The organism is Pannonibacter sp. XCT-53, assembly GCF_009915765.1.
In the GTDB taxonomy this organism is placed as follows: Bacteria; Pseudomonadota; Alphaproteobacteria; order Rhizobiales; family Stappiaceae; genus Pannonibacter; species Pannonibacter tanglangensis.
Map to the genome: position 1 here is coordinate 177,959 of NZ_JAABLQ010000004.1, position 19,198 is coordinate 197,156.

The window sequence follows — 19,198 nt, forward strand, 5'->3', positions numbered from 1 at the left end:
TGATTTCTCAAGGACATTAACTTGACACACGTGGTCATGAATTGTTTGGTGCCGCGCGTGCGTTCCCGCAGCGGATGCCGGGGCCGGACTGTCCGGTCCTTTGCCGGCCACAGGCTGTCGCGGGGACCCTTGTCCGAACCCAGGAGACCCGCCATGCTGCGCCCGTTCCGCCTTGCCCTGTTTGCCGCAACGGCCTTGACCCTTGCCCCCGTCGCGGCGCCGGCCCTGGCCGGGCCTGTCGCTCCGGCCGCGGTGCTGGCGACCTATCAGGACGTCGCCGCGGCCGCCTACGCGGATGCGCTGCAGTCCGCGCGGACGTTGAAGCAGGCCGTCGAGGCGCTGGTCGCCAAGCCGAACGCGGACACGCTCGCGGCGGCGCGCAAGGCCTGGATCGCGGCGCGCAACCCCTACCAGCAGACCGAAGCCTACCGCTTTGGCAACGCCATCGTCGATGACTGGGAAGGCAAGGTCAATGCCTGGCCGCTGGACGAGGGTCTGATCGACTATGTCGACGTGGCGTCCTACGGCGAAAGCTCCGAAGAAAACGCCTATTTCACCGCCAATGTCATCGCCAACCGGTCGCTCAAGGTGGGTGGGGTCGAGATCGACGCGACCGCGATCACCCCTGGCCTGCTCGCCGACCGGCTGCAGGAAGCCGGCGAGGTGGAGGCCAATGTCGCCACCGGCTACCACGCCATCGAATTCCTGCTCTGGGGGCAGGATCTGAACGGCACCAAGGCTGGGGCCGGCAACCGCCCGGCGACGGATTTTGACGTGGCCAACTGCACCGGCGGCAACTGTGACCGCCGCGCTGCCTATCTTCTGGCTGCCACCGACCTGCTGGTCGCCGATCTCGAGGAGATGGCCAGGGCCTGGGCCCCGGGCGGCGCGGCGCGCGAGGAGCTGAAGGCCAAGGGCGAGGCCGGCGGTCTGGCGACGATCCTGACCGGCATGGGCTCGCTGTCCTACGGCGAGCTGGCGGGCGAGCGCATGAAGCTCGGCCTCATGCTCAACGATCCGGAAGAGGAGCATGACTGCTTCTCCGACAACACCCACATGTCGCATTACAATGACGTGGTCGGCATCCGGAACGTGTACTTCGGCACCTACACGCGCATCGACGGCACCCGGCTGAGCGGCGCCTCGCTGCACGAACTGGTGACGGCGAAGGACCCGAAGCTGGCCGAGGAGATGAAGGTCAAGCTCGACGCCACGCTCGCCGCCTTCGAGGCGCTGAAAACCCGTGCGGAGACCGTCGAGGCCTATGACCAGATGATCGGCGAGGGCAACAAGGACGGCAACGCCGTGGTCCAGGCCGCCGTCGATGCGCTGGTGGACCAGACCAAATCGATCGAACGCGTGGTGGCGGCACTTGGTCTGGAAGCCATCGCCTTTGAGGGCTCCGACAGCCTCGACAATCCCACGGCGGTGTTCCAGTAAGCCCCAATGACCTCCCCGGGTGGCGGACGGCCGCCCGGGAGGCTGCCGGTGGTGAGAGGGATCCCGGCTGGCCACGGATCCGACCAGGGTGGTCCTGAAGATGACACGTGATGTTCCGGCCGGGCTTGCCGTGCGGCGACTGGCTCGGGTGACCATGGTAGCCGCAGGCCTGGCAGTCGCCTCTCTGATGATTGCGCCTGGGCAGGCAATCGACCTGTCCCACCGCACCGACCTCACGGATGCGGACCGGGCGCGGGTTGGCGAGATCCTGAGGGCTCCGGAGGATTTCTCCAGGCCCGAGGCTTTCGAGGCCATGAGCGCCGGGGCGGCGACGTCGAAGAAGCGCATCAACCGCGATGCCTTCTCGCATCCGACGGCCAATCTGAGTTTTGAAGAGCAGCAGACGTTCCGGATCGGCAACGGCATCTTCCGCAAGCTCTGGGTGGCAGCGCCCTCGTCAACACAGGCCTCCGACGGGCTGGGGCCGCTTTACAACGCCCGGTCCTGTCAGGGGTGTCACCTGAAGGATGGTCGCGGCCAGCCGCCGCTGCCGGGTGACGAGGCCGTGTCGCTGTTCCTGCGGCTCTCCGTGCCGCCGCGCACCGACGCCGAGCGGGAGGCGCTGGCGGCGCGCAAGATCCAGTCCGTGCCGGAGCCAACCTATGGCGGCCAGTTCCAGACCTTTGCCGTGACCGGCCTCTCCGGCGAAGGCCGGATGGCCATCACGTATGAAGACATCCCGGTGACCCTGAGCGGCGGCGAGGTCGTGACGCTGCAGAAGCCGGTCTATGCCGCCGTTGATCTCGCCTATGGCCCGATGCAGCCGGACACGATGATCTCGCCGCGCGTGGCGCCGCCGATGATCGGTCTGGGCCTCTTGGAGGCGATCCATCCGGGCGATATCCTGGCGAAGGCCGACCCGGAGGATCGCGACGGCGACGGGATTTCCGGCCGGCCGAACCTGGTGCTTGATGCTGAGACTGGCGAGACGGTGCCCGGCCGGTTTGGCTGGAAGGCGACGACGCCCACTGTCCGCGTCCAGAGTGCTGGCGCGTTTTCCGGCGACATCGGCATTTCAACGCCGGATCATCCCGACCCTTATGGCGACTGCACGACCGCGCAGACCGCCTGCCGCGCCCTGCCGACCGGCGAGCAGGAGCGGCTGGGGCCGACGGAAGCGCCCGATCCTGTGATGGATCTGGTCACCTTCTACTCGGAAAACCTCGCGGTGCCGGCGCGGCGCAAGGTGGATGACCCGCAAGTGCTGCGCGGCAAGGCGCTGTTCAGCACGCTGGGCTGCGCCTCCTGCCATACGCCGAAATACGTCACCTCGCGCGAGGCGGCCAATCCGGCGCACCGGTTCCAGCTGATCTGGCCCTACACCGACCTGTTGCTGCATGACATGGGCGAGGGGCTGGCGGACAACCGGCCGGACGGCGATGCGGATGGCCGCGAATGGAAGACGCCGCCGCTGTGGGGCATCGGCTTGACGGAAACGGTCAGCGGGCATACGCGTTTCCTCCATGACGGCCGCGCAAGGTCGCTGCTGGAGGCTGTGCTCTGGCATGGCGGCGAGGCTGAGGCCGCGCGCGACGGCGTCGTTGGCCTTGCGCCCGATGACCGCGCGGCGCTGATCCGCTTCCTGGAGTCGCTGTAACCATGCTGAAAATCCCCGCCGCGCTCGTTGCCCTGTCCCTGCTGACGGCCGGGGGCGCGCGTGGTGAAACGACTGTTCAGCCTGTTCAGGTCGGGCAGCCGGCTCAGGTTGCGGCCTCCTACGGGGATTATGTGCGTTCCAGCCTTGAGGGCTACATCCGCCCGGCCATGGGCCGGTTTGCCAGCGATGCGGCACGCCTTCCCGATGCCGTGCAAGGGGCCTGTGCCGCCGGCGATGACAGCGCCCGCGAGGAGTTCCGGGCCGTCTACGGGGCGACGCTGGCCTCCTTCGCCCGCATTGGTTTCCTCCGGTTCGGCCCGCTTGCCGAGGCCAACCGGCTGGAGCGGCTGGCCTTCCTGCCGGATGCGCGCGGCGTCGCCCAGCGGCAAGTGCGCAGGATCCTCGCCGACAGGGACGCGACCGCGACCACGGCAGGGCAGCTGGCGGGCAAGAGCGTCGCCGTGCAGGGGCTGACGGCACTCCAGCTCGTTGCCTTTGACGAGGAGGGGAGGGTGACCCTGGGCGGCACGGGCGATCCGGATGCGGCCTTTTCCTGTGCCTATGCGCTCGCCATTGCCGGCAATGTGGCCAGCCTTGCCGGGGATCTGGCCCGGGACTGGGCTGACCCGGCCGGTTTTTCCGGGGAGCTGCTTGCCCCCGGACCGGACCGGCCGCTGCTGAAAAGCGACAAGGAGGCGGCGGAGCTGATCTTCAACGCGATCGTCACCGGCTTCGTCATCGTCCGCGATCAGGATCTGTTGCCGGCGCTGGGCTCTGGTCCGGACAGTGCCAAGCCCGGACGCCTTCCCTTTGCCCGCTCCGGCTTCACGCTCGCCTATCTGTCGGCGGAGATCAGTGGGCTGGCGGAAGCGCTGAAGGCAGGCGGCTACGAGCGCGGCCTCGACAGTGAGGGGACCTGGATCCCGGCCTCGCTCGAATTCGAGTTCGGCAATGCGCTGAAGGCGTTGGCGCGCCTGCGCGAGCCGATGCGGGTGACCCTTGCCGAGCCGGAGACGCACGCCGGGCTGTCCTATGTCGCGCTCGTGCTGAAAGGCCTGCGCGACACGGTGGCGCTCAATCTCGCCGGGTCGCTGAACCTTTCCGGAGGCTTCAATGCGCTGGACGGGGACTGAGGCGGCGGTCCTGAACCGCCGCAGCTTTCTCTCCGGCCTTGCCGCAGCCGGTCTCCTGCCGCTGTTGCCGCATCGCACGGCGGCGGCCCTCGGGGCGGGCGATCCGGATGAGCCGCTTTTTGCCAGCGCGCGGCGCAATGCGGACGGACGCCATGCCGTCGCGATCCTGACGGCTGACGGGCGGGACGTGCTGGACGTGCCGCTGCCCGACCGTGGCCATGGCATCGCCCTGTCGCCGGACCGCAGCCGCTTCGTCACCTTCGCGCGCCGGCCGGGGCAGTTCCTGATGCTTGTCGACCGCGAAGAACGCCAGGCGCCACAGGTGACGAGCGCTGAACCCGGGCGTCACTATTACGGCCACGGGGTGTTTTCTGGCGACGGCCGGCTGGTCTATGCGGTCGAGAACGCATTCGGGCCCGTGGGCGAGGAAACGCGCGGCCGCGTCGGCGTCTATGATGCAAGCGGGGAGCGCCTCATCCGGATCGGCGAGTTCGACACCCATGGCGTCGGGCCGCATGACATCCTGCTGGCCGAGAAAGGCCGGGTGCTGGTGGTCGCCAATGGCGGTATCGACACGCATCCGGTCACGGGGCGCGACATGCTCAATCTCGACCGGATGCAGCCGTCGATCGCCCGCATCGATGCTGCGAGCGGGGATCTGCTCGGGCTGTTCCGGCTGCCGCCGGACCTGTCTCAAGTGTCACTGCGCCACATGGCGCTGGATGTGGCCGGATCAGTCTGGATCGGCGGACAGTTCGAGGGCGACGCGGGATTGACCCCGCCCCTGGTCGCCAGACTGTCCCGGGAGGGCGGCCTGTCGGTGGTGGATGTGCCCGAGGGATTGCTGAAGCGGCTCGGCAACTATGTCGGCTCGGTGGCGGTGAATGCACCGGCCGGGCTCGTCGCCCTGTCCAGTCCGCGCGGCGGCCATGTGCTTTATCTGTCGGCCGCTGACGGAACGCCGGTCGGCAGCCATCCGATTGCGGATGTCTGCGGGCTGGCCCCGCTCGACGACGGGTTCCTGGTTTCCGATGGTGCGGGTGGTCTCGCCTTTGGGTCGGGCCGCGAACCGGCGGCCGAGCCCTATGCCCGGCCGGCCGGCGTGTCCTGGGACAATCACATGGCTGCGCTGTAACACGGCCATCTGGTTGCCTGTCCCTAGCGCTCCCGCGCCATCAGCCAGATGAAGAACACCCCGCCGACGAGGCCGGTGACGATGCCGATGGGCATGTCCTCGGGCGCCATGATCACGCGCGCGCAGATGTCGGCGAGGATCAGGAACAGGGCTCCGGCCAGCGCCGACAGCGGGATGACGCGGGCATTGTCGCCCCCGGCAATCAGGCGCACCAGATGCGGCATCATCAGGCCGACGAAGCCGATGATGCCGGAGAAGGCGACGCAGACCCCCGTGACGAGCGCTCCGGCGACAAACACCGACAGGCGGAGCCGCGTGACAGGGACGCCAAGGGTCGAGGCGGTCTCGTCGCCCAGGGTAACGGCGTTGAGCGCGCCGGCCTTGAACCACAGCCACAGGCCGCAGGGCACCAGCACCGCAAGCGGGTAGATCAGGTGGTTCCATTGCGCGAGGCCAAGCCCGCCCAGCATCCAGAACACCACCGTGTGGGTGGCCTTCGGGTCAGCCAGGAAGATCAGGATGTTGGCCAGCGCCATGATGATGAAGGAGACGGCGACGCCCGCCAGCACCAGCCGGTCCGGCGAGCCGGCGCGGGCGACCTTCACCACGCCCAGCACGATGGCGGTTGCCACCAGCGCACCGGCAAAGGCCAGCAGCGGCACGGTCAGGAGGCCAAGGAACAGCCCCGTGTGCAGCAGCGCCAGGATCGCGCCGAAGGCCGCGCCCGACGAAATGCCGAGCAGGTGCGGATCCGCGAGGGGGTTGCGGGTGACCGACTGCAGCACCGCGCCGGTGACCGCAAGTCCTGCCCCGACGAGGGCGGCGAGCAGCGCCCGGGGGAAGCGGATGTCCCAGACAATCGCTTCCCGGGCCGCTGTCCAGGTCTTGGTCACGGAGCCGGGCAAGAGCTTGTTGGCCACGATCCCGGCGACATCGCCGAGGGGCACGGAAATGGCCCCCACGGCGACGGCGGTCAGGATGGCAAGGACGAGGAGGCCCAGGCCGACCACGCCGGTGAGCAGCACCGGCCAGAGCCGGTGTTGCTCGCCCGGGACGGCGGCCGCTGCCTCACTTTCCAGCGAAACCGTCAACGAGCTTCTCCACGGCGCGGATGTTGCGGGGGCCAGGCGTCGCCTCGACATATTCGAGCACCACGAAGCGGTCATTCTTCACGGCATCGACATTGGCGAAGGCCGGGTTGGCCTTGAGGAAGGCGATCTTCTGCTCGGCGGTGACGTTGCCGTAGTTCACGATCACGATCACTTCCGGGTTGCGGTCGACCACGGGCTCCCAGGCGACGGTGGCCCAGCTCTTGTCCAGGTCATCCATGATGTTCTTGCCGCCGGCAGCCTCGATCAGCGCGGTCGGCATGGCGTAGCGGCCGGCGGTGAAGGGGGTGTCCTCGCCGCTGTCATAGACGAAGACGCGCAAGGGATTGGACTTGTCGACCTTGGCGGTGGCCTCGGCCAGCTTTGCCTCGTAACCGGCGACCAATTCCTTTGCCTTGTTCTCGACGCCGAAGATGCGGCCGAGGTTGAGCAGGTCGTTGTACATGTCGGCCATGGAGATCTTCTCCTTCGGGCCGATATGGATGCAGCTTTCGGTGAGCTCGTAGACCTGGATGCCGAAGGGGGCGAGGGTCTCGGGCGTGACCTCGCCGCCGACCTTCATGCCGTAGTTCCAGCCAGCGAAATAGAAGTCGGCCTCGGCGCCGAGCAGCACTTCCTTGGTCGGGTATTTTTCCGAAAGCTCGGGCAGCTCGGTAACGCCCTTGCGCATTTCCTCATCCAGCGTCTTCCAGCCGGACACGCCGGTGTAGCCGGCCATGCGGTCGGTCAGGCCGAGCACCAGCATCATTTCGGTGAGGTTGACGTCGTTGGAAATGGCGCGCTTCGGCGCGGCCTCGAAGGTCACGTCGCGGTTGCAGCTCTTCACGGTCACCGGATAGGCCGCGGCGGCCACGGTGGAGAGCAGGAAGGCGGCAAGGGCAAGTTTCAGACGCATGTCAGTGGGTCTCTTCAGTCAGAGGTGAAAGGAGAAGCGGGGGTGTTGCCCGCTGAGATCGATCCGCGAGCGCACGGAAAAGGCGCCCGCGATGTGGGCTTCGGTGAAGACCTCGGCCGGGGCGCCTTCGGTCAGGACGCGGCCGCCGGCAAGCAGCAGCACCCGGTCGGCATATTCGGCGGCGAGCGTCAGGTCGTGCAGGGTGGTGATCACCGTGAGGCCGAGGCCCCGCAGCAGTGCCATCAGCTCGAGCTGGTGGCGGATGTCGAGGTGGTTGGTCGGCTCGTCCAGGATCAGAAGCTTGGGGGCCTGGGCCAGCGCCCGGGCCACCATCACGCGCTGGCGCTCGCCACCCGACAGGGTGCCGAAGGGCCGTTCGGCCAGAGCGTTGAGATGCAGGCGGGCGAGCGCATGGGCAATCGCATCGCGGTCGGCCGACCCGGCCGCGCTGAGACCGCGCTGATGCGGCAGACGCCCGAGCGCCACGATCTGGCGCACGGTCAGGGCAAAATCCGTCGGCTGCTCCTGCAGTACGGCAGCGATCCGGCAGGCGACATCGCGGGCGGGCAGGCTCCAGATGTCGGTGCCTTCCAGCCGGACATGCCCGCGGCGGGGACGATGGAAGCGGTAGAGCAGCCGCAGCAGCGACGACTTGCCGGCTCCGTTGGCACCGCAGATCGCCAGCACCTCGCCCTGGTTGAGCGTGAGGCTGATGTCGGCCAGAAGGTCAGGCCGGCCGCGCGGTCCCCAGCAGAGGCCTTCCGCCTCGAAAAAGGGCGCGCTCATGTGCAGGCATCGGCATCCGGGGGAAGCACCCGGCCGGAGGCGGGGATGCGCGCGAGGGCGGTGCGGGCCAGCTTGCCGGGCCGCTCCGAGGCCTTGCACCAGCCGTCGGGAAGCTCCTCGTACTGGCGGGCAAAGCGGGCAATGTCCTCGGCATCGGCGAGCTCCATGTCACCGAAGAGCCAGGTGGTCTTGTCCTGCGACTGGAGGGCGATGGCGCAGGGCCGGCCGCAGGCGGCCATGCACTCGATGCCGCCGACGCGCCAGGCGGCATCTGCGGCCATCTGTGCCGCAAGCTCTGCCAGAAGCGCCTTGCCGGGACGCTCTTCACTGCCGCGCGGGCGGCAGGTCACGCAGACCACCAGCTCGTGCGTCTGCTGTGCGGGATGCCGGTCATCTCCGGCCATAGGGGATTGGGCCTTGATCGGCCGTTGAATGGTCACCGTGTTGCTCCTTCCGGGACACCCCGCCCGGTGGCTGTTGTGGATCGGTGATGGCAGGTCTCCTGACTTGCGGGTCGTCGCCTTGCCCTGCCTTCCCATCCCGTGCCGGTCGTACGGCACTTGGGACAGTGGCTGTCTGGGGTCGGCTCTCCGCCTACAGTTGCGGGGGCAGTCACGGACTTGGCGCCTGTTGGCTACACCGTACCGTGTTCCCTTTTCACCCGGCGAAGCGCTTGTTCGCCGGGAACCATCACGGTGAATGATCAGGGCAGGGGCGTGTGTTGTCAAGGCAATGCCACCGGGTTTGGACAAGACCACCCGGTGTGTACATGTAATGTAATTACGTTACAAGCGCGGACTGCCTAGCCGGCGTCCATCTCGACGGAGAAGTGCGGCGTGCCCGACCAGCGCAATGTCCAGCTGGCGCCCGGCCGCACGTTCTGGATGATGCCGGGATCGAAGGCGACGAAGCAGCGGCCGCCCGGCTGGCGCACGGACGGGTAGAGCAGGCCGCGATGTCCCTGACGGCGCAGAGTGGCCGCCAGCGCCTGGCCAGCCGGATAGCCGGCCGCGGGTTCCGCCGCCAGCGCCGGGTGCTCGGGCGTGTCCGTCAGGTCCGGGAAGTCGCCGATGAAGTCGGCGAGGAGTTCCACATAGGCGGCTTCCGCGTGGAAATGGCCGATGTAGGAGAGTTCCCGCGTGCGGTGAAACCCCACCTCGGCGGCAGAGGTCAGTGGATCATAGGCACAGTACCACGCGCCGCGGTCGCCGGCGTTGAAGCGGTTGCCGGTCGGCCGCGTGTAGACAAACGCGGCGTTGATGTGGGTCTCGCCATAGAGGGCGAGATCGGCCTTGCGGCGGAGGAACGCCAGCTCCCGCCTGTCGATGCCGGGGCTGCCCTCCCGCTCGGCCTTCAGCCGCGCATTGGTCAGGCCTTCCAGCTCGGCCAGGATTTCCGCTTCCCGGTCGCTGTCGACAAGACCGCGCAGCACGGGCGGCTTGTGGTGTGTTTTCGAGATCAGCCGGATCAGGGCGCGGTCGGCGATCGCGGTGAGCTTCACGCGCCACCTCGGAGGGCATCGAGATAGGTCCGCACGCTGAGGATCTTCGGCAGGCCGCCGTCGATCATCGCGTCGACCGGGCGCTGGCCGTCAAATTCCGGCCCGGTGTTGGGCAGCCTGATCCAGCGGTCGGCAAGATCCGGACTGAAGTAGAGTTGCAGCGACTTGTAGATGCCGATGAGGGCGCTGAGGCGCAACAGCTGATCGCGGGTCAGCTCGCCCCGGAAGTTCGCGGACTTGGCGCGTTTCCAGGAGGAGTCCGACATGTCGCACAGACCTGCGGCCTCGCGAACCGTCAACGACCAGGCGTCGGCAATGCGGCTGTAGGCCTTGAGGCCGACGGCCTGAAGGTCGTCGACGGGCCGGGGCTTGAGAGCAGCTTCCATGCGGTCACCGTGCCAGTGAGCGTCGATACGCTCAAGATGGATCATATGGACCAGAATACAAGGTCAAATGATCCGGCTAGAGGTCCCTAAGCACCTCGCTGGCCCGGACGGCGGCGGAGGCGCGGTTCTCGACACCGAGTTTGACGTAGATCTGCTCGAGGTGCTTGTTCACCGTGCGCGGGCTGAGGCCGAGAATGTCGCCGATGTCCTTGTTGGACTTGCCGCGCGAGATCCAGGTCAGGACATCCGCCTCGCGCGGCGTGAGACCGAAGCGCTGGCGCAGGGCGTCCGTCTGGCCGGGGTGGCTGGCGCTGGTCAGGCGGAACAGGTGCTCGTCGGCGCTGATCGAGCCGATGGGGGCGAATTCATACTGGCCGGCGGGCCCGAGATCGAGCACCAGCGGGTCGGGCCGTCCCGTCGCCTGTCGGCTTGCGGCGGCGATCCAGCCGGCCAGCGCGGTTCGGATACGGTCCAGCGCGGTTTCGCCTGCAGCAACCGTGCCTCGGTCCAGGGCTTCGAGAACCTGGCTGGTCTGCGGTGTGGACCACTTGATGTTGCCGTCCGCGCTGACGGCGATCAGGTGCCGGCCTGCGGCATCGAGCGCGATGCGCGCGCTCTGGACCTGGCGCGCATTGGCAAGGTGCACCCGGATGCGGGCCTGCAGCTCGTCGAGATTGATCGGCTTGGTGAGAAAGTCGACGCCGCCGCTTTCCAGCGCATGCACCACATGCTCGGTCTCGCTGAGGCCGGTCATGAAGATCACCGGCACATGCTCCAGCCCGCGCCGGGCCTTGAGCAGACGGCAGGTCTCGAAGCCGTCGGGTGCGGGCATCACCGCGTCCATCAGAACCATGTCCGGCGTGATGCGGTCGCAGATGGCCAGCGCGGCGGTGCCGGAGGTGGCGACCAGCACGGTGACGCCGGAGGTCTCCAGAGCCTTTGTCAGGAAGCCGAGGGTCTCGGGGGAATCGTCCACCACGAGGACGATGTCGCGCGAGGCAGCGGGGGATCCGGCGGCGTCAGTCATGGGGGGCTGTGTCCTCGAGGATCTTGCGATAGCCGGCAAAGTCGAACTGTTCGATGCTTGTGCGAAGACGGGCGATGAGAGCGGCATCCGCGCCCGCGCTGTCCAGCTCGCTGAGCTTGGCCTCGATGCCATGGACATAGCCGATGTCGCCGAGGCTGATCAGGTCGCGGATGTGCCGTGATGACAGGGAGGCGGCTGCAACCGGTGCAGCGTCGTTCTCGCCGACCACGGCCGGGGATGGCGCCACAGGGGCCGGGACCAAGGAGGGGGCATCGCCGGCCCGGGTCCAGCTCAGGCCCAGCAGGCGGCCGATCCGGTCCAGGAGCTGGGCGAGATCGACGGGTTTCGACAGGGCGTCGTCATGCGCCGGTTCGCCGGCCGGGCGCAGGGCCGTGTCGCCGATGTTGGCCGAGAGCATGACGATGGGTGCGGTGAGGCCGCGCTGGCGCAAGAGGCTTGCCACCTGCCAGCCGTTCATGCCGGGCATGGAAATGTCGACCAGCAGCAGGTCCGGCCTGGTGCGGAAGGCGCTGTCGATGCCCTGCGGCCCGTCGGCGGCCAGTTCCACGTCAAAGCCGAGCGGGGCGAGGATTTCGACCATCAGCGCCCGGTGATCGGCATTGTCGTCGATGACGAGGATCCGGCGGCGCGGGCCGGTGTAGCCGGCGACGGGGCGTTCGGGCGAGACCAGCGGCTGCTGGTCGGCAAGGGCGGCCAGCATCAGCCGCACCTCGAAGGTGCTGCCCTCACCGGGACGGCTCGTCACGGCCAGCGACCCGCCGAGGGTCTGCGCCATCAGCTTGGTGATCGTCAGCCCCAGCCCCAGACCGGGCGTGCGGGCGACGCTTTCGCCGCTGCCGCGCCCGAAGGGCTCGAAGATGCGGGTCATGTCCTCCTCGCCGATGCCGGTGCCGGTGTCGGAAATGCGGAAGGTGGCGACCTGCGACCGGTAGCCGACCTCCAGCGTGATGGTGCCGGAGCTGGTGAATTTCACCGCATTCGACAACAGGTTGACGAGGATCTGGCGCAGGCGCTTTTCATCGGTGCGCACCAGCGTCGGCAGGTTGGGTGCCTTGCGGAACGCGAAGGCAAGGCCGGCCGCCTGGGTCTGCAGCCGCACCATGGCGACGATCTGGTCGAGGAACTCGTGGATGTTGACCGTGGCCATGTCCACCTGCAGCCGGCCGGCCTCGATGCGGGATATGTCCAGCAAGCCGTCGATCAGGCCGGAGAGGTGCTCGGCGCTGCGGCGGATGACGCGGATCGAGGCCTTGCGTTCGCGCGGGATGGCCTCGTCCCGTTCCAGCACCTGGGCATAGCCCAGCACCGCGTTGAGCGGCGTGCGCAGCTCGTGGCTGAGGCCGATGACATAGCGGCTCTTGGCGAGGTTGGCGGCCTCGGCCGCTTCCTTCGCCTTCTGCAGGGCGGCGTCGGTCTTGCGGTGCGCCTCGATCTCCTTCAGCAGCAGCGAGTTCTGGCGCAGGGATTCCTCCTCCGCCACGTTGCGGGTGTCATGCGCCAGCACCAGGAACCAGATGCCCACCCCGGCCGAGATCGCAAAGACGACGAAGATCAGCGCCACCGTCCGGCCGACCACATCGGCGCCCGGCGGCAGGCTGGTGGCGGCCTGGTGGGTGATCACGGTCAGGATCAGGGCAATGCCGGAGATGACCGGTATGGCGGTCATCAGATAGCGGCCAAGCCGGGTGGAAAGATGGGCCAGGATCCAGGACGGCAGCGTGGCCTCGGCGACGCTGCGCGCCTGATACTTCAGCCGGGCCTTGGGCTTGCAGCTGTCATGACAGCGCGCATCCAGCGAACAGCACAGCGAGCAGATCGGCACCTGATAGGCCGGGCAATAGGCCATGTCTTCGGGCTCGAACGGGTTTTCGCAGATCGAGCAGGTGATGGCCGTCTTCGTTTGCCAGTGCCGGCGCGGCTTGCGCGCGAGATAGTACTTGCCGCCCGTTGCCCAGGCGATGGCCGGCGCCAGCACGAAGGCGAGCGCCAGCGCGATGAAGGTGGCGAGTGCGGCCGCCGTCGGGCCGAAGGCGCCGTAGTGGGCGAGCAGGGCGACGATGGCAGCAACGCCCATGGCGCCGGTGCCGACCGGGTTGATGTCGTAGAGATGCGCCCGCTTGAACTCGATGCCGGGGGGCGACAGTCCGAGCGGCTTGTTCACGAACAGGTCCGCCGAGATCGCCGACAGCCAGGCCATGGCGATGATCGAGAACACGCCGAGCGTTTCCTCCAGCAGGCCGTAGATGCCGAGTTCCATCAGGAGGAGCGCGATGCCGACATTGAAGACCAGCCAGACCACGCGGCCCGGATGGGAATGGGTGAGGCGGGAGAAGAAATTCGACCAGGCCAGCGACCCGGCATAGGCATTCATCACGTTGATCTTGAGCTGCGCCACCACGACGAAGGCGGCCATCAGCAGCACGGCAGCCTGCTCGGACGGCAGCATGTAGCCGAAGGCGACCGCATACATGCGCGATGGCTCGTCCGCTTCCGCCACCGGGACGCCGGCGGAGAGGACGAGCACGGCCAGGAATGACCCGGCGATCAGCTTCGGCAGGCCGATGATGACCCAGCCGGGGCCGGCCAGAAACAGGGCAAGGCGGCGCAGGCGGCCGGGCTTCTCGCCGGGCGGCAAGAAGCGCAGGAAGTCGACCTGCTCGCCGATCTGGGCCATCAGCGCCAGGATCACCGCCGAGGCGGCGCCGAACTGCATCAGATCGACGGGGTTGGAATGCGGCGGTCGCGGTGTTCCGGTGGCCGGGTCGATCCCGGCAAAGCCGAGCCACGTGCCGACCGCATCCCAGTCGGCTGCCGCGATGAAGAGAAAGGGCAGGATGTTCAGCACCACCCAGAAGGACTGGGTGAGGATCTGGAATCGGCTGATGAGCGTGATGCCATGGGTGACCAGCGGGATCACCACCAGCGCGCTGACGATGTAGCCGATCCACAACGGCAGGCCGAAGGCGTATTCGAGCGCGCTCGACATGATCGAGGCCTCGATGGCGAACAGGATGAAGGTAAAGCTGGCATAGATCAGCGAGGTCAGCGTCGAGCCGATGTAGCCGAACCCGGCGCCGCGGGTCAGCAGGTCGATGTCGACGCCATGGCGCATCGCCGAGCGGGCGATCGGCCAGCCGACCAGCAGAAGCACCAGACAGCCGACCAGCATCGCCGCGAAGGCATTGGCCGTGCCGTAGGACAGGGTGATGGCCCCGCCGATGGCTTCCAGCGCCAGAAACGCGATCGCGCCGCCGGCTGTGTGCGAGATGGCGCGGCTGGACAGGCGACGGGCGCTTTTGGCCGTGAAGCGCAGCGCATAGTCTTCCAGGGTCTGGTTGTTGACCCATTGGTTGTAATGCCGCCGCACCGGCAGGATGCGCTGGCGCGCGGTCATCCCATCCGCCTCCCTTCTGGGCATCTGCTGCAATTTTGAGCCGTTCCGGCGGGGCGGGACGGGCCTCGGCCGTCCCGCCAGCCGCTTTACGCGCTTCTGTCCCCGCCTTTGCAGGGTTCGTGCCGCTTTGCCTGCCTGCCGCAGAGGCAGCGGCACGGATGACGCAGGGGGCTTACGTCAATCGACGTATGTTGCGTTGCGGTATGGCGGCGCACGATCCCTTCGACGGCTGCACCAAACCAGCCGGCGGGCCGGTACGGGATGCGACACGGGTCGACACCGGCCCCGGACAGTCAGTCGGGGACAGAAGGGGACAGACAGATGATGAAGCTGACGAGCCGCATGGCAGGTCTCACGCTCGCGGGGCTCATGGCATCGACCATGATCGGCGGCGCCATGGCCGAGGAGACGATCAAGATCGGGATCCTGCACTCGCTCTCGGGCACGATGGCGATTTCGGAGACCACGCTGAAGGACACGATGCTGTTCCTCATCGAGGAGCAGAACAAGAAGGGCGGCGTGCTTGGCAAGAAGCTCGAGCCCGTGGTCGTCGATCCGGCGTCCGACTGGCCGCTGTTTGCCGAAAAGGCGCGCGAGCTGATCTCCGTCAACAAGGTCTCGGCCGTGTTCGGCTGCTGGACCTCGGTGTCGCGCAAGTCGGTGCTGCCGGTGTTCGAGGAACTGAACTCGATCCTGTTCTATCCGGTCCAGTATGAGGGCGAGGAAAGCCAGCGCAACGTGTTCTACACCGGTGCTGCGCCCAACCAGCAGGCGATCCCGGCCGTGGATTACCTGATGAACGAGGAAGGCGTCGAGCGTTGGGTGCTCGCCGGCACCGACTACGTCTATCCGCGCACGACCAACAAGATCCTTGAGGCCTACCTGAAGTCGAAGGGCGTCAAGGACGAGGACATCATGATCAACTACACGCCGTTCGGTCATTCCGACTGGCAGACGATCGTGTCCGACATCAAGGCCTTCGGGTCGGCCGGCAAGAAGACGGCGGTGGTCTCGACCATCAACGGCGATGCCAACGTGCCGTTCTACAAGGAGCTGGGCAACGCCGGCATCAAGGCCGAAGACATCCCGGTCGTCGCCTTCTCGGTGGGTGAGGAAGAGCTCGCCGGCCTCGACACCGCGCCGCTGGTTGGTCACCTGGCCGCCTGGAACTACTTCCAGTCCGTCGACAACCCGGTCAATGCCGAGTTCATCAAGAGCTGGCGCGCCTTCATCGGCGACGAGAAGCGCGTGACCAACGATCCGATGGAGGCTCATTTCATCGGCTTCAACATGTGGGTGAAGGCCGTCGAAAAGGCTGGCACCACCGATCCGGACGCCGTCATCGACTCGCTCATCGGCGTGTCCGTGCCGAACCTCTCCGGCGGCTATTCGGCGATGATGCCCAATCACCACATCACCAAGCCGGTGCTGATCGGCGAGATCCAGGCCGACGGCCAGTTCGAGACCGTCTGGCAGACCCCGGGCCTCGTGGTGGGCGACGAGTGGTCCGATTATCTCGAAGGCTCCAAGGACCTGATCGCCGACTGGCGTGCGCCCCTGTCCTGCGGAAACTTCAACGTCAAGACCGGCAAGTGCGGCGGCTCCGGCAGCTGATGTGAGCGTAAGCGAGGTCCCCTTTCCGGATGTCCGGGAAGGGGACTTTCGAGACGCTGAAAAGTTCTCCGTGTCACCCCGGGCGGAGCGGAGCGAAGACCCGGGGCCTACTCGTTTGCAGAGCGGCTTTTTTCCGCTCGATCAATCCACCTGCGCACCTGTGCTCCATTCGGTGGCGTCTGACCTTGCTGCAAGGCTCTGGAAGCGAGTGGGCCCCGGCTCTCGCGTTGCTTGGCCGGGGTGACACGGAGCTGGATGCTGAAAATGGCGTGCATGTTGGCCCAATCCCAAATCCTTCCAGCCTGGTGGCGCATATGTCTCTGAAAAATCTGATGATCTGCCTGCTGGCGCTGGTGTTGGGCGGCATGGTCCAGACGGCCGGCCGGGCGCAAGACGGTGAGGCGCTTCGCCCGCTGGTCAATGCGCTGGCGAAGGGTGGCTTCAAGGAAACGGAGGCGCAGATCGGTGCGCTGGCTGCAACCGGCAATCCGGCGGTTGCGCCTGCGCTCGAGGCGCTGGCCGAGGGCAATCTCTACGAGCGCAAGAGCGATGGTCTCGTGGTGGTCGGCGTCCGGTCCGGGGCGGATCTGGCGCTCACCGATCCGCTGACCGGCGCGGCGCTGGGCACGGCTCCCCCTGCCGCGCTGACCAAGGTCAAGGTCAACAACAGCCTGCGTCGCGTCATCCGCACCGCGCTGGGCGGGCTCACGCTGATGGCGCCCGACTCGTCCGTGCGGCTGTCGGCGGCCGAGGCGATCTTCAAGTCGCGCGACGGCGACGCCCTGCCGCTTCTGGACCAGGCCATGACCGCCGAGACCGATCAGCGCGTGCGCAAGGCCATGGACGAGGCGCGGGCGGCGGTGCTGCTGTCCGGGAGCGCCGACGACGCCCTGAAGCTGGGCTCGATCCGGGTTCTGGCCGAGCGCGGCGACCGTGACGCCCTGTCGGTGCTGACGGCCGTGGCCGGCGACGCCTCGACCTCCGAGCCGGTGCGGGAGGCCGCGACGCGGGCGATCAGCGGCATCAACCAGAAGCTGGCGCTGTGGGACGCGGGGCAGAACATCTGGTCCGGCATCTCGCTGGGCTCGGTCCTGCTGCTGGCGGCCATCGGCCTTGCCATCACCTTCGGCGTGATGGGGGTCATCAACATGGCGCATGGCGAGATGGTGATGATCGGGGCCTATGTGACCTTCATGGTGCAGGAAGTGATCCGCAGCAGCGCGCCGGGCCTCTTCAACGGGTCGCTGGCGATTGCCCTGCCGCTTGCCTTTCTCGTCACGGCGCTGATCGGCATCTGCATCGAGCGCGGCATCATCCGCTTCCTGTATGGCCGGCCGCTGGAGACCCTGCTGGCCACCTGGGGCCTGTCGCTGATCCTGCAGCAGGCCGTGCGCTCCATCTTCGGCCCGACCAACCGGGAAGTCGGCAATCCGGACTGGATGTCCGGTGCCTTCCAGCTCGGCGAGCTGACCATCACCTACAACCGCCTCTGGATCGTGGTGTTCTCGCTGCTGGTCTTCGCCGGGCTGATCCTCGTGCTGAAGAAGACCCCCTTCGGCCTCTACACCCGCGCGGTCACCCAGAACCGGCGCATGGCGGCCTCGATGGGCATCCGCACGCCCTGGATCGATGCGCTGACCTTCGGTCTAGGCTCCGGCATCGCGGGCATTGCCGGGGTGGCGCTGTCGCAGATCGACAACGTGTCGCCGAACCTTGGTCAGGGCTACATCATCGACAGCTTCATGGTCGTGGTGTTCGGCGGGGTCGGCAATCTCTGGGGCACGCTGGTCGGCGCGCTGACCCTTGGCGTCGTGAACAAGTTCCTGGAACCCTATGCCGGGGCCGTGCTCGCCAAGATCCTCATGCTCGTCTTCATCATCCTCTTCATCCAGAAGCGTCCGCGCGGGCTGTTCGCCCTCAAGGGCCGGGCAGTCGAAGCATGATCACATCCTTCCTCCTGCGCGCCTTCGACCGTCAGGCGGCGCTGTTCCTGGCCATCCTCGGCCTTGTCATTGTCGCGGTGCCGGCGCTCAACCTGCTGCTGCCGCCGGACCATCCGCTGCATGTGCCGACCTATGCGGTCAGCCTGATGGGCAAGTACCTGACCTATGCGCTGCTGGCGCTGTCGGTGGATCTGGTCTGGGGTTACTGCGGCATCCTCTCGCTCGGACACGGTGCCTTCTTTGCCCTCGGCGGCTATGCCATGGGCATGTACCTGATGCGCCAGATCGGTCCGCGCGGCGTCTATGGTGATCCGGTGCTGCCGGACTTCATGGTGTTCCTGAACTGGCAGGAGCTGCCGTGGTACTGGTACGGCTTCGACATGTTCCCCTTTGCGCTGCTGATGGTGCTCTTGGTGCCAGGCGTGCTGGCCTTCATCTTCGGCTGGTTTGCCTTCCGCTCGCGCGTGTCCGGGGTCTATCTGTCGATCATCACCCAGGCGCTCACCTATGCGCTGCTGCTCGCCTTCTTCCGCAATGACATGGGCTTTGGCGGCAACAACGGCCTCACCGACTTCAAGGACATCCTCGGCTTCCCGGTCCAGGCGGACGGGACGCGCGCGGCGCTCTTCGTTGCCTCCGGGCTGGCCCTGATCCTGTGCTTCCTGCTGGCCCGTGCCGTGACCCGCTCCAAGCTGGGCAAGGTGCTGGTGGCGGTGCGCGATGCCGAGAGCCGGACGCGCTTCCTCGGCTACCGGGTGGAGCATTACAAGCTGTTCGTCTGGACCCTGTCGGCGATGATGGCCGGGCTGGCCGGCGCGCTCTACGTGCCGCAGGTCGGCATCATCAACCCGGGCGAGTTCGAGCCGGCCAACTCCATCGAGGCCGTCATCTGGGTTGCCGTCGGCGGGCGCGGCACGCTGTTCGGGCCGATCGTCGGCGCGGTGCTGGTCAATTACGGCAAGACCTGGTTCACGGCCGTGCTGCCGGAGGTCTGGCTGTTTGCCCTCGGGGCGCTGTTCGTGATCGTCACCCTGTTCCTGCCCAAGGGGCTGGTCGGTCTCGTGGCCATGGTCCGTCGCCGGATGCCGCGGCGCGGCAACCAGACCTCCGATGCCGCACCCCCCCCGGCAGCCAAGCCCCAACCGGCGGAGTAAGCC

Annotated in this window: 15 protein-coding genes and 1 riboswitch; of the genes, 7 read left to right on the forward strand and 8 right to left on the reverse strand. The window is 67.3% G+C overall.

Annotated features, from left to right (window positions below; all coding sequences use genetic code 11):
- The first annotated feature begins 153 nt into the window (after positions 1 to 153).
- The 4 genes from GWI72_RS19415 to GWI72_RS19430 all read left to right on the forward strand — a co-directional run bounded on the left by GWI72_RS19415 (position 154) and on the right by GWI72_RS19430 (position 5,365).
- Positions 154 to 1,440, forward strand: coding sequence for an imelysin family protein (locus GWI72_RS19415; protein ID WP_161709694.1), 1,287 nt, complete (start codon positions 154 to 156; stop codon positions 1,438 to 1,440).
- A gap of 100 nt (positions 1,441 to 1,540) precedes the next feature.
- Complete coding sequence (locus tag GWI72_RS19420; protein WP_161709695.1) at positions 1,541 to 3,097, forward strand: di-heme oxidoreductase family protein; 1,557 nt, start codon at positions 1,541 to 1,543, stop codon at positions 3,095 to 3,097.
- Between the two features lie 2 nt (positions 3,098 to 3,099).
- Positions 3,100 to 4,230 carry an imelysin family protein gene (locus GWI72_RS19425; protein ID WP_161709696.1) on the forward strand — a complete coding sequence of 377 codons (1,131 nt, stop codon included), beginning with the start codon at positions 3,100 to 3,102 and terminating at the stop codon, positions 4,228 to 4,230.
- Positions 4,211 to 5,365 carry a DUF1513 domain-containing protein gene (locus GWI72_RS19430; protein ID WP_161709697.1) on the forward strand — a complete coding sequence of 385 codons (1,155 nt, stop codon included), beginning with the start codon at positions 4,211 to 4,213 and terminating at the stop codon, positions 5,363 to 5,365. The genes GWI72_RS19425 and GWI72_RS19430 overlap by 20 nt, the downstream gene beginning before the upstream one ends.
- Before the next feature lie 23 nt (positions 5,366 to 5,388).
- Here GWI72_RS19430 and GWI72_RS19435 read toward each other — a convergent pair whose 3' ends face one another.
- The 8 genes from GWI72_RS19435 to GWI72_RS19470 form a co-directional block, all read right to left on the reverse strand.
- Positions 5,389 to 6,456 carry a FecCD family ABC transporter permease gene (locus tag GWI72_RS19435; RefSeq protein ID WP_244314430.1) on the reverse strand — a complete coding sequence of 356 codons (1,068 nt, stop codon included), beginning with the start codon at positions 6,454 to 6,456 and terminating at the stop codon, positions 5,389 to 5,391.
- Complete coding sequence (locus GWI72_RS19440) at positions 6,434 to 7,369, reverse strand: ABC transporter substrate-binding protein (RefSeq protein ID WP_161709698.1); 936 nt, start codon at positions 7,367 to 7,369, stop codon at positions 6,434 to 6,436. The genes GWI72_RS19435 and GWI72_RS19440 overlap by 23 nt, the downstream gene beginning before the upstream one ends.
- An 18-nt stretch (positions 7,370 to 7,387) precedes the next feature.
- Positions 7,388 to 8,155 (reverse strand): ABC transporter ATP-binding protein, encoded by a 768-nt coding sequence (locus tag GWI72_RS19445; RefSeq protein ID WP_161709699.1) that lies wholly within the window; start codon positions 8,153 to 8,155, stop codon positions 7,388 to 7,390.
- A complete protein-coding gene (locus GWI72_RS19450; protein ID WP_209000189.1) occupies positions 8,152 to 8,595 on the reverse strand; it encodes a DUF1636 family protein in 444 nt (147 codons plus the stop codon). The genes GWI72_RS19445 and GWI72_RS19450 overlap by 4 nt, the downstream gene beginning before the upstream one ends.
- A 35-nt stretch (positions 8,596 to 8,630) precedes the next feature.
- Positions 8,631 to 8,862, reverse strand: a riboswitch (cobalamin riboswitch).
- A gap of 95 nt (positions 8,863 to 8,957) precedes the next feature.
- Entirely contained in the window at positions 8,958 to 9,656 is a 699-nt protein-coding gene (locus GWI72_RS19455) for an RES domain-containing protein (RefSeq protein WP_161709700.1), read from the reverse strand.
- Positions 9,653 to 10,042: an MbcA/ParS/Xre antitoxin family protein gene (locus GWI72_RS19460; RefSeq protein WP_161709701.1), complete on the reverse strand. Its 390-nt coding sequence runs from the start codon at positions 10,040 to 10,042 to the stop codon at positions 9,653 to 9,655. The genes GWI72_RS19455 and GWI72_RS19460 overlap by 4 nt, the downstream gene beginning before the upstream one ends.
- A 76-nt stretch (positions 10,043 to 10,118) precedes the next feature.
- Positions 10,119 to 11,069: a response regulator transcription factor gene (locus GWI72_RS19465; RefSeq protein ID WP_161709702.1), complete on the reverse strand. Its 951-nt coding sequence runs from the start codon at positions 11,067 to 11,069 to the stop codon at positions 10,119 to 10,121.
- Positions 11,062 to 14,484 (reverse strand): hybrid sensor histidine kinase/response regulator, encoded by a 3,423-nt coding sequence (locus GWI72_RS19470; protein ID WP_161709703.1) that lies wholly within the window; start codon positions 14,482 to 14,484, stop codon positions 11,062 to 11,064. The genes GWI72_RS19465 and GWI72_RS19470 overlap by 8 nt, the downstream gene beginning before the upstream one ends.
- Before the next feature lie 342 nt (positions 14,485 to 14,826).
- Here GWI72_RS19470 and urtA point away from each other — a divergent pair, with 342 nt between their 5' ends.
- From urtA to urtC, 3 genes are all read left to right on the forward strand, one after another.
- Positions 14,827 to 16,098, forward strand: a complete 1,272-nt coding sequence (gene urtA, locus GWI72_RS19475) for an urea ABC transporter substrate-binding protein (RefSeq protein ID WP_390807073.1) — start codon at positions 14,827 to 14,829, stop codon at positions 16,096 to 16,098.
- Positions 16,099 to 16,412: 314 nt separating this feature from the next.
- A complete protein-coding gene (gene urtB, locus GWI72_RS19480; RefSeq protein WP_161709704.1) occupies positions 16,413 to 18,041 on the forward strand; it encodes an urea ABC transporter permease subunit UrtB in 1,629 nt (542 codons plus the stop codon).
- The gene (gene urtC / locus GWI72_RS19485; protein WP_209000190.1) at positions 18,038 to 19,195 is read left to right on the forward strand and encodes an urea ABC transporter permease subunit UrtC; all 1,158 of its coding nucleotides are present in this window, start codon (positions 18,038 to 18,040) and stop codon (positions 19,193 to 19,195) included. Before urtB ends, urtC begins: the two co-directional genes overlap by 4 nt.
- Positions 19,196 to 19,198 lie beyond the last annotated feature (3 nt).